The following is a 522-nucleotide window of genomic DNA, read 5'->3' as shown; positions in this document are numbered from 1 at the left end:
GCCTTTATCCCACTTCCGCTATGGGCAAAGCATTACAACGACTTTCCTTTGAACTACTCGCCGTTGACAACCTGGATAAAGCAGCCGAATGGACCGTAAAACTACAACAGTTCGGCACCGTGTTTAGCACCCAGCTCAAAGCCAGAACCTACGTCAAAGACGTCCCCTTCGACCAGATTCCAAAAGCCAAACGCCGCAACAAAAAATGGTGGTACACCCACTACACCCACCGCGGAATCTACTTGCAGCTAAAGAAAATGAGCCAACAAGGCCACCTCTTTGCCTACCTCACCAAAGCTAAACAAGACCAACGATTGGAACGCACGACCAACAAGCTAGAAGGCGGGGTGAACTCACAAATAAAGAACCTCATGCACGCCCACCGAGGACTGCACGACGAATGAGGTTACCCTCAAGTAGTGGACACCCTATTTGTACGGATCTTGTGTCCGTAGGAGAGGATGTTCATTGTGAATCAACAGCGCAAGAAGTACACGCCGGAGTACCGGCGTGAAGCCGCAA

1 pseudogene is annotated in these 522 nt (G+C 50.6%); it reads left to right on the top strand.

Annotated features, from left to right (window positions below):
• A pseudogene (locus MHX61_RS11265) lies at nucleotides 1–404 on the top strand (transposase); the annotation flags it as partial.
• Nucleotides 405–522: the final 118 nt, after the last annotated feature.

The organism is Corynebacterium sp. ACRPF, assembly GCF_022347395.1.
In the GTDB taxonomy this organism is placed as follows: Bacteria; Actinomycetota; Actinomycetes; order Mycobacteriales; family Mycobacteriaceae; genus Corynebacterium; species Corynebacterium tuberculostearicum_D.
The sequence above is the reverse complement of the archived record's forward strand: the minus strand, read 5'-3'. Positions and strand labels throughout refer to the sequence as shown.